Raw genomic sequence first — 9,577 nt, 5'->3', positions numbered from 1 at the left:
TCGCCACCCGCTGCTGCTGGCCGCCGGAGAGCTGGGCCGGGTAGTGGTCGGCGCGGTCGGCCAGGCCGACCCGGGCGAGCAGCTCGCGGGCCCGGCGCTCGGCCTCCTGGCGCGGGCGCCCCTTGACCGCGATCGGGCCCTCCATCACGTTCTGCAGCGCGGTGCGGTGCGGGAAGAGGTGGAAGCGCTGGAAGACCATGCCGATCCGCTCGCGCTGGTGGCGGATGTCGCGCGGCCGGCGCTCGCGCAGCCTGCTGCCGGAGGCGCCGTGCGGCTCGTAGCCGACCAGCTCGCCGTCCACCTCGATCCGCCCGGCGTCGATCTTCTCCAGGTGGTTGAAGCAGCGCAGCAGGGTGGACTTGCCGGAGCCGGAGGGGCCGATCACGCAGAGCACCTCCCCCGCCCGGACCTCCAGGTCGATGCCGCGCAGCACCTCCAGTTCCCCGAAGTGCTTGCGCACCTTCCGGGCCGACAGGACCACCTCGGCGGTCGGCTTCGCCGGATCCGTACCCGTCACTTGCCCTCCCCCTTCTTCACGCGCTTCTGTGCTGCGCCGCGCCCCGGCCGCAGGTTGGCCAGCACCCTGCGGTGCAGGGCCGGCGGAGCGCCGGCCGGGTTGAACTTCCGCTCCACCGCGTGCTGGGCGACGCTCGCGATGGTGGTGAGCACCAGGTACCAGAGGGACGCGACGATCAGCAGCGCTATCACCTCGAAGTTGGCGAGGTAGAGGTGCTGGGAGACGGTCATCAGGTCGGCGCCGGCGATGACGGAGACCAGCGAGGTGGTCTTCAGCATCGAGATGAACTGGTTGCCGAACGGCGGGATGATCACCCGCATCGCCTGCGGCAGCACCACCCGGGTGAGGATCTGCCGGTTGGACATGCCGAGCGAGGCGCCGGCCTCGCGCTGCCCGGGGTCGACGCTCTGGATGCCGGCCCGGACGATCTCGGACATGTAGGCGCCCTCGTTGATCGACAGGCCGAGCAGCGCCGCCACGAAGCCGGTGATCAGGGTGTTGGACTGCCAGCTGACCAGCTTGGGCCCGTCGAACGGGATGCCGATGCTGATCTCCGGGAAGAGCAGCGCCAGGTTGAACCAGAAGATCAGCTGGACCAGCAGCGGGGTGCCGCGGAAGAACCAGGTGTACGCCCCGGCGGTGGTCCGCAGCACCGGGCTGTCGGACAGCTGCATCACCGCGACCACCACGCCGATGACGATGCCCACCACCTGGGAGATCAGGGTGAGTTGGACCGTCACCCAGAGCCCTTCCAGGATCACGCCGTCGAACTGGTACCGGGCGACGATGTCCCAGTGCAGGTTGGGGTTGACGATGATCGTCCAGGCCAGCCAGACGGCGACGAAGGCCGCCGCCAGAACGGCGAACCAGCGCGCCGGGCGGGGCCGGCCGGTGACCTCGAAGGCCAGGTCGTCGTCGGCCGCGGTCTCGGCGGTCGGGACCCGGCCGGCCGGTGCGGGCATCGCGGGGTCTCTCATGTCGGTGCTCATCTCGTCGGTGCCGCCGTTCTCACTGCGCCGCGTTGACGGTGGCGCGCTCCACCGCGCTGCCGCCGACCTGGTAGGTGTCCAGCACCTTGCGGTACTCGCCGCTCTCGATCAGCTCCTGGAGCGCCTTCTGCACCGCGTCGCGCAGCCCGGAGTCCTTCTTCGCCACCGCGATGCCCCAGGGCGCCGTCCCGTACTGGTCCGGCAGCACCTCGTAGGAGCCGCTGTTCTGCACGAACATCTGCGCCACCGGGTAGTCCACGATCGTGGCCACGGCCCGCTCGCTGTCCAGCTGGAGCAGCCCGGTCGGGGCGTCCTCGCTCTGCGAGATCGTCATCTTGGTGGCGCACTTGGCGTTCTGCTGCTCGCCGATCTCCAGGTTGGAGCTGCCCTTGGCGAGGACCACCTTCTTCCCGCAGAGGTCCTCCAGGGACTTGATGCCCTCGGGGTTGCCCTTCTTCGTCATGATCACGCCGCCGGTGCGGAAGTAGTCGACGAAGTCGACGGCCTGGCGGCGCTGGGCGCTGTCCGTCATGGAGGACATCACCAGGTCGTAGCGGCCGGCCTGGAGGCCGGGGATCAGGCCGTCGAAGGAGGAGTTGGCGAGCTCCAGCTTCAGGCCGAGCCTCCCGGCGACGGCGGCGGCGAGGTCCGGGTCGACCCCGGTCAGCTCGGTGGTGCCGGGCTTGTACATCTCCATCGGCGGGTAGCCGACGGAGGTGGCGACTCTGAGCACGCCGCTCTGCTTGTTCTTCGCCGGGAGCAGCTCGGCGGCGCTCTTCCCGGCGTTCTGCGCGGCCTGGGCCGCGCCGGCGGCCGGGGAGCCGCCCTGGTCGGAGCGCCCGCAGGCGGTGGCGGCCAGGACGACCAGGGACAGTGCGGCCAGACAGCGCAGGGAACGGGGGCGGTTCATCGGCTACTCCCTCGGGCGGTGACGGTGCGCCGATGCTGGCAGCCGGGTCCGGGTGAACGGAAGATGATGAAGCTATTGCTGCCTCACCAACGATTTTTGTACGGCTGACCGCCCTGTCCTGCGGCTTCCGGCCGTACCGGGCCGGCCTGGTCGCCCGGTCAACCGGTCAGCCGACCGACCGGTGCGCCGGTCAGCCGGTGAGCCACGGGGCCTCGGGCAGCTTGGCGTCCGGCTGCCGTCCGGCGAGTTCGACGGTGGTGGGGGTGCCCAGCCCCGGCATCCGCATCGTCACCCGGCGCAGCCCGCCGTCGCCGTCGACCCAGTAGGTCAGCGGCGAACGGGCACCGTCGGGCGCGGCCCCCTGGGCGCGCGGACCGGCGAAGCGGTCGTAGCCCTTGCCGTCGATCCGGTCCCGGCCCAGCCAGCGGGCCCCGGACTGGGCGAGCAGCAGCGGGTTGTCGGGGCGGTCCGCGCCGAGCTGGACCAGCAGGTTCAGTCCGGCGTCCAGCGGATCCGCCGTGTAGGTGCGCGGCGACCAGCCCTGGCGCGGGATGCGCTCGGCCTGCTCCCAGGCGGGGGCGTCGGTGGCGGGGGCGGTGCCGGCCTGGTCGGGGGCCAGCCCGAGGCCGCCGGTGTCCCAGACGATCAGGCCGTGGTCCAGCGCCCCGCTCGCGCCGGTGGTCCGGTAGCGGCCGACCCCCCGGTGGTTGCGGTAGTCGACGACCCCGTCGACCCGGATGGTGACGCCCCCGCCCTCCTCGGCGGTGAGCGTCACCGCCACCGGGCTCGCCTGGTAGAGGTTCAGCCGCGACAGGGCGAGCCGGCCGGCCTCGTCGGTGGTCACCGGGCGTTCGACGGCCTCGTCGGAGACCGTCCGGTAGACGGCCACGCCGCCCGCCGCGGCGCCGCACACCACGATCGCGATCAGGGCCTTGAGCCAGTGGGACCGCCGGGGCCCGCGGCCGTCGGCCTTCGTCTTGCGGGGCATGCAGCCGCTCCCTCTCCTCGGTCGGACACGACAGTCGGGCGGGCCCGGGGACCAACGGTCCCACGAACCCGCCCGATTCGGGCCCGGTGCCGGTCTCCCCGCACCGGGCCCGGTACGAACACCCCGTCTGCGGCTAGCCGCGCTGGGCGGCCTTGCGCCTGCGGGCCACCAGCACCGTGGCGGTGCCGAGGGCGATCAGCGCCGCCGCGCTGGTCAACACGATCGGCATCCCTTCACCCGCACCGGTGTTGGGCAGGTGCCCGGACGCCGGGGGCGCCGGGGCCGGCGGCACCGGGGCCGCCGTCGTCGGCGCCGGGGTCGGCGTCTCGGTCGGGGTGGGCGTCGGTGTCGGCGTCGGGATCAGCTTGTTGACGGCCGTCACCTCCACACCGGCGTCGAGGTTCGCCGAGGTCAGCTTCAGCGGACCGAAGACGGTGACCTCCGGCGCCGCGTAGCCGTCCGGCGGGCTCAGCTCCTGCCAGTAGTACGTCCCCGGCACGCCGGTGCCCTGGCAGATGCCGTCGGCGCCGGTCGTGCAGGGCTCACCGACCTTGGTGTCGGGCTTGTCGCCGGTCGGCTGGAGCCCGTCGGTCCCGTTGGTCTCGTGCCACAGCTGGAACTTGGCGCCGGCCAGCGGCTTGCCGTCCTGGTCGTGCTTGACCAGGCGCAGCGCGCCCTCCTGGAGCCGGAAGCCGAAGTCGTAGGTGTGGTCGTTCTCGCCGGGGCCGCCGGTGGTCAGCGCCCGCTCCGGGAACCTGCCGTCCTTCGGAACGATGCCCTTGGAGTCGATGAAGTGGTTGTCACCGACGTCGTGGTCGGTCGGCACCCACTGGAAGAGGGGGCCGTCCTTGGCGTAGTCCGCCGGGTTGTCCAGCTTGATCGTGTACTTGGTCCTCGGCTTGAGGCCGCCGTCGACGTTGCTGTCGTCGAAGTAGTACTCGCCGCGCTTGGTCGTCTTGGTGGTGCCGACGAGCTTCCCCGACTCGTCGTACAGGTGGACGGTGGCACCCGGAACCGGCTTCTGGCCCGGCAGTTGGAGGCCGCTGCGCTCGGGGTCGTACCAGACCCGGTTGCCGATCTGGAGCGGCGCCTGGTCGCAGAGCACCTCCAGGTCGCCCATCGCGGCGCCCTTGCCGAACGGCGGGATGCCCGGGCCCGCGTTGAGCCGCACGCCGCCGTCCGCCTTGCCGTCGCGCTTCTGGAAGGCGCTGCCGTAACCGAAGGCCTGGCTGTCGCTGTCGTAGCCCGAGGTCACGATGGAGTCCTCGACCTTCGAGAACGCCATCCCGGCGTTGGCGGGGTTGTTGTGGCCGATCCGGGCGTTGTCGAAGAACCGCTGGCCCCGGGCCTTGGACCCGCAGCCCAGGTTGGTGTCCAGCACGTACGTGCCGTTCTCCGGGCAGGCCTTGAGGAGGTCGCCGCCGGGCAGGACCTTGGACATCGCGCTGCCCGTCGGGCTGGCCGCCGACTGGTCGCCGAAGCGGTCCCGGAAGGCGAGCAGCATCGAGCCGTCGGTCTCGAAGGCGATCTCGGCGACCGCCGGCTCGGGGTTGGCCAGGTAGTTGGCCCCGCAGGCCTGGCCGTTCTGGGTGGTCGGGAAGGTGTCCTGCCACGGGAACCAGGCGGTGCCCGGGCAGGGGCCGCCGACCGTGGTGCCGCGCGGGTAGTCGAGCGGCTGGTTCAGCACGGCCGGCTTGAACGCGCCGGTGGACAGGTCGAACGGCAGCACCACGGCGCGCAGGTCCGTGGCCTTGCCGGTGGACTCGCCCGAGCAGACGCCGCCGAGGAAGCCGGTGCCGTCCTGGATGCCGAGGCCGTACGGACGCCAGTCCCCCGGCGCCGGGCAGCCCGGGTCCGGGATGGCGTAGGCGGCCTTGGGTGCGGCCGCCGTCGCCGCGGTGGCGTCGTAGCGGTAGAGCTTGCGGTCGTTCAGGTTGACGACGAAGAGGTCCTTGCCGTCGTCGGTGATCTTGATGCCGCCGAGGCTCTCCTTGCCCACCGGGGCCAGGAAGCCGTCGTCGTTGCCCGGGCCGTGCGGGGTGGTGCCCGCGTCCGGGACGGTGGCGAACAGCGTGGTCTTCTTCGTCGCCCAGTCGGTGACGTAGATCCCGCCGGGGCCGCCGGGGCCGTAGGCGGTGGTCCGCTTGGCCTGGGCCGAGGAGAACACCCGCTTGTCGGCCTTGTTCCAGGCGATGCCGTACAGGTTGCCGGTCTGCCCGGCCGTGGCCACGTCGGTCAGGGTGAAGCCGGTGCCGGCCGTGCCCCGGGACTCGTACGGGAAGGACACCAGCGTGTGCTGGGCGGCCCCGTCCTGGGGCGGGTTCTGACAGGTCGACACCAGCGGCGCGTTCTTCTGGCAGTAGTCACCCGGGCTCCAGAGCCCCGTGGTGATCTCCACCTTCTTGCCGCCGGAGAGGTCGACGAACTCCTCGTTGGAGCTCAGCTTGTTCGGCCCGCCGTCCAGACCCTCGCGGGAGGCGAAGGCCGGGTAGAGCACGCCCGGCTTCGGATTCACCACCTGGACGCGGTACTTGCCGCCGGTCAGCTTGCTCGCGGCCGGCGCCAGCGTCACCGTGCCGTCCGCCGCCGTGGTGCCCTCGATGGCGACCCCGGCCTCGTCGGTGAGCGTCACCTTCACGCCCGCCATGCCCGATTCCAGCCCGGGCGTCCACACACCGTCGGTGTCCACGGCCCGGATCACGTGGACCGCCACCGTGCCGTCACCGGTCTGGGGGAAGGCCGGCGGGGCCGCCGCCAGGGACCAGGAACCGGCCAGTACGGCCAGCGTCACCGCGCCGCCCGCGGTGCGAAGGCCCGCGGCGCGGCGGCCGGGTGGACCCGTCCGCCGCCCGTCGGAGCCGCGCGCGGCACCGACGGTTCGATCATTTGTCGTCGTCATCCCTGCTCTCATCATCCAGTTGGGCCTGCCGCCCGACCTCGGGAGCGAGTTCGCGAGTGGCGGAAAGCCGCCATTGTTAACGGGAGCTTAAAGGGACTTCACACAAGTTCGCCGGGAAACAAGGAACTTTGACAGGAGATCAGACGTTACGAGGCCGTCACGGCTGCTCATCCGGCCCCGGCCGTCGAGCCGTTGACCAGCGCCGATCCGCCTGCTGCGGCCCGCCGCCCCCGGCCGTCACCGTACCGCACCGTTGACCGTCGAACACTCTTCCCCCCGGAACCGTCCACACCGGGCCCCGACTCACCCACCCCACCCACAACTTGGGCAACAACCGGCCACCGGCTGGCCCCGCCCCGGGGCGGACTGGCACGATGTCCGAATGCGCATTCTGGTCATCGGCGGCACCCGCTTCATCGGATTCCACTTCGCCGAGGCGGCACTGGCCGCCGGGCACGAGGTCACGGTGGTGCACCGGGGCCGCTCCGGCGCCGGACTCCTCCCGGACGCCACCCACCTGATCGCCGACCGCGACGCCGACCTGTCCGCGCTGCGCGGCCGGCACTGGGACGCCACCGTCGACCTCTGCGCCTACTACCCGCGCCAGGTACGGGAGTTGGCGGCCGCCCTCGACCCCGGCGCCGCCGGGCGCTACCTGCTGGTCTCCTCGCTCTCGGTGTACGACGTCCCGGCCGCCCCGGGCTACGCCGAGGACTCCGCCCTGCTCCCCGCCGACGGCCCGGAGGCCGAGGAGATCACCGCCGGGACCTACGGCGTCCTCAAGGTCCAGTGCGAGCGCGCCGCCCGGCAGGCCTTCGGCCCGGAGACCCTGCTGGTCCGCCCGACGTACGTGATCGGCCCCCGCGACTACACCCACCGCTTCGACTACTGGGTGGAGCGCCTCACCCGGGGCGGCGAGGTGCTCGCCCCGGGCCGGCCGGACGCGCCGCTCCAGGTGGTCGACGTCCGCGACCTCGCCGCCTGGATGCTCGCCCTGCTGGAGCGGGGCGCCTCCGGCGCCTACCACGCCGCCACTCCCCCGCCGTTCGGCATCGGCGACCTGCTCGACGCCGTCGCCGCGGCGGTCGCCCCGCCCGGCACCACCCTCTCCTGGGTGGACGAGGACTTCCTCCGGGCCGCCGGCGTCCAGGAGCGCGCCCTCCCGCTCTGGCCCGCCGACCCGGAGAGCCGCGCCACCAGCACCGCCGACCCGGCGGCCGCCCTCGCCACCGGCCTCGCCCTCCGGCCGGTGGCCGACAGCGCCCGCGACATCCAGCCGTTCGAGCGCGTGCCGGGCACCCTCGACCCCGAGCGGGAAGCCGAACTCCTCGCCGCCTGGCACCAGCGGTAGCGGTAGCGGCGCCGACGCGGAGTCCACCGGCACGGGGCCGACCGCCGCCCCGCGACAGCCGGTCCGGCCCCGGCCCGGACATCTCCCGGGCCGGGGCCCACGCCGCTCGGGCCTCCCGCGCCTCCGCTGGTCGCCATGCCCCTCCCCGTCCCTCCCTGCGCGCCTGCGCGCCTCAGCCCGCCAGGGGCGGGTTGAGCCGGGCGAACGCCTCCTGCCGCCGGTACGGGAAGTACGGGTACGGCGCGGTGCGGGCGCTCGCCGCGTCCAGCCGGGCCACCTGCTCCTCCGTCAGGGACCAGCCGACCGCGCCGAGGTTCTGCCGCAGCTGCTCCTCGTTGCGGGCGCCGATGATGACCGAGGAGACGGTCGGACGGCGCAGCAGCCAGTTGATCGCCACCTGGGGGACGGTGCGTTCGGTCTCGGCGGCGACCTCGATCAGCGCGTCGACCACCCGGTACAGCAGCTCGTCCTCCACCGGCGGGCCGTAGTCGGCGGTGTCGTGCAGCCGGCTGCCGTCCGGGAGCGGCTGCCCGCGGCGGATCTTCCCCGTGAGCCGGCCCCAGCCGAGCGGGCTCCAGACCAGGGCGCCGACGCCTTCCTCCTGTGCGAGCGGCATCAGTTCCCACTCGTAGTCGCGGCCGACGAGCGAGTAGTAGACCTGGTGGGCGGCGTACCGGGGGCGGCCGTGCCGGTCGGCGAGGGCGAGGGACTTCATCAGCTGCCAGCCGGAGAAGTTGGAGACGCCGGTGTAGCGGATCTTGCCGGCCCGGACCAGGTCCTCCAGGGTGGCGAGCACCTCCTCGATCGGGGTGCCGGCGTCGTAGGCGTGCAGCTGGAACAGGTCCAGGTAGTCGGTGCCGAGGCGGCGCAGCGCGTCGTCGACGCTCCGGACCAGCCGGGCGCGGGAGGTGCCGGCGTCCTGCGGGCCGTCGCCGGTGGGCAGTCCGGCCTTGGTGGAGATCAGCACCTGGTCGCGGCGGCCGCGGACCGCCTGACCGAGCACCTCCTCGGAGGCGCCGTCGGAGTAGACGTCGGCGGTGTCGAAGAGGGTGACTCCGGCATCGATGGAGATGTCGAGGAGCCGGCGGGCCTCCTGGACGTCGGTGGTGCCCCAGGCGCCGAACAGCGGGCCGCGCCCGCCGAAGGTGCCGGTGCCGAGACTGAGCGCGGGCACCTTGAGTCCGGACGCGCCGAGCCGGCGGTACTCCATGTCGGTGGCGATGGTCATGGCGGATTTCTCCCCTCGAAGCCCCTAATGGGACCGCTGTTCCGTTAGGATGCTCTGAACCTAGCAGAGTCCACCCGTCTAATGGAACAGGAATCCCGTTAATGGCCGTCGAGCCCTCCACGCCCGGCACGGTCCGCCCCGGCGGCCGGACCGCCCGGGTCCGCGCCGCCGTCCTGCGCGCCGCCGAGGACGCCCTGGTCGAGCGCGGCTTCAGCGGCCTCGACCTCGGCGACATCGCCCAGCGGGCCGAGGTCGGCCGCACCACCGTCTACCGCCGCTGGGGCAGCACCACCGCGCTGGTCGCCGACCTGCTCGCGGACATGGCCGAGCAGTCGCTGCCGCGCACCGACAGCGGCTCCCTCGCCGGGGACCTCCGGGCCAACGCCCGGCTCGTCCAGCGCACCCTGGCCGACCCCCGGCAGGGCGCGCTGTTCCGCGCCGTCATCGTGGCGGCGACCTGCGACCCGGACGCGGCCGAGGCCCTGCGGCACTTCTACCGGCGCCGGGTCGAGGAGTGGGCGCCGTGCGTCGCCGCGGCCGTCGAGCGCGGCGAACTCCCGCCGGACACCGACGGGTTCGAGGTCGTCCGGGCGGTCTCGGCGCCGCTCTACTACCGGATGCTCACCACCGCCGAGCCGCTGGACGAGGCGGCCGCGGACCGCGCGGCGGAGGCCGCCGAGGCGGCGGCCCGCGCC

Annotated in this window: 8 protein-coding genes; 2 read left to right on the top strand and 6 right to left on the bottom strand. The window is 73.1% G+C overall.

Features of this window, described 5'->3' with window-relative positions:
- The 5 genes from AE652_RS23400 to AE652_RS23380 form a co-directional block, all read right to left on the bottom strand.
- Positions 1 to 517 (bottom strand): ATP-binding cassette domain-containing protein (locus AE652_RS23400; protein ID WP_159028534.1); only part of this gene is annotated, 517 nt, incomplete at its 3' end.
- Positions 514 to 1,494 carry an amino acid ABC transporter permease gene (locus AE652_RS23395; RefSeq protein ID WP_234348503.1) on the bottom strand — a complete coding sequence of 327 codons (981 nt, stop codon included), beginning with the start codon at positions 1,492 to 1,494 and terminating at the stop codon, positions 514 to 516. The genes AE652_RS23400 and AE652_RS23395, both read right to left, overlap by 4 nt.
- Before the next feature lie 31 nt (positions 1,495 to 1,525).
- The gene (locus AE652_RS23390; protein WP_049654644.1) at positions 1,526 to 2,416 is read right to left on the bottom strand and encodes an ABC transporter substrate-binding protein; all 891 of its coding nucleotides are present in this window, start codon (positions 2,414 to 2,416) and stop codon (positions 1,526 to 1,528) included.
- Between the two features lie 190 nt (positions 2,417 to 2,606).
- Positions 2,607 to 3,404 carry a hypothetical protein gene (locus AE652_RS23385; RefSeq protein ID WP_049654642.1) on the bottom strand — a complete coding sequence of 266 codons (798 nt, stop codon included), beginning with the start codon at positions 3,402 to 3,404 and terminating at the stop codon, positions 2,607 to 2,609.
- Between the two features lie 133 nt (positions 3,405 to 3,537).
- Positions 3,538 to 6,195 carry an SdrD B-like domain-containing protein gene (locus tag AE652_RS23380; protein ID WP_234348502.1) on the bottom strand — a complete coding sequence of 886 codons (2,658 nt, stop codon included), beginning with the start codon at positions 6,193 to 6,195 and terminating at the stop codon, positions 3,538 to 3,540.
- A gap of 490 nt (positions 6,196 to 6,685) precedes the next feature.
- On the opposite strand from AE652_RS23380, the gene AE652_RS23375 reads away from it, so the two are divergent.
- On the top strand, positions 6,686 to 7,654 hold the full coding sequence (locus tag AE652_RS23375; RefSeq protein WP_049654640.1) for an NAD-dependent epimerase/dehydratase family protein: 969 nt from the start codon (positions 6,686 to 6,688) through the stop codon (positions 7,652 to 7,654).
- 172 nt (positions 7,655 to 7,826) lie between these two features.
- Here the strand turns inward: AE652_RS23375 and AE652_RS23370 are convergent, their stop codons facing one another.
- Positions 7,827 to 8,864, bottom strand: a complete 1,038-nt coding sequence (locus AE652_RS23370; protein WP_049654646.1) for an aldo/keto reductase — start codon at positions 8,862 to 8,864, stop codon at positions 7,827 to 7,829.
- Positions 8,865 to 8,983: 119 nt separating this feature from the next.
- On the opposite strand from AE652_RS23370, the gene AE652_RS23365 reads away from it, so the two are divergent.
- The coding region (locus tag AE652_RS23365) for a TetR/AcrR family transcriptional regulator (RefSeq protein WP_049654638.1) at positions 8,984 to 9,577 on the top strand (594 nt) is incomplete at its 3' end.

This window comes from Kitasatospora sp. MY 5-36, from assembly GCF_001182915.1.
Classification (GTDB): Bacteria; Actinomycetota; Actinomycetes; order Streptomycetales; family Streptomycetaceae; genus Kitasatospora.
This window is presented reverse-complemented; position numbering and strand designations above follow the sequence as displayed.

Excerpts from the sequence above, each read along its gene's own strand:
- AE652_RS23385 (WP_049654642.1), bottom strand. The coding sequence starts at position 3,404 with ATGCCCCGCAAGACGAAGGCCGACGGCCGCGGGCCCCGGCGGTCCCAC.
- AE652_RS23395 (WP_234348503.1), bottom strand. The coding sequence starts at position 1,494 with ATGAGAGACCCCGCGATGCCCGCACCGGCCGGCCGGGTCCCGACCGCC.
- AE652_RS23375 (WP_049654640.1), top strand. The coding sequence starts at position 6,686 with ATGCGCATTCTGGTCATCGGCGGCACCCGCTTCATCGGATTCCACTTC.
- AE652_RS23370 (WP_049654646.1), bottom strand. The coding sequence starts at position 8,864 with ATGGAGTACCGCCGGCTCGGCGCGTCCGGACTCAAGGTGCCCGCGCTC.
- AE652_RS23390 (WP_049654644.1), bottom strand. The coding sequence starts at position 2,416 with ATGAACCGCCCCCGTTCCCTGCGCTGTCTGGCCGCACTGTCCCTGGTC.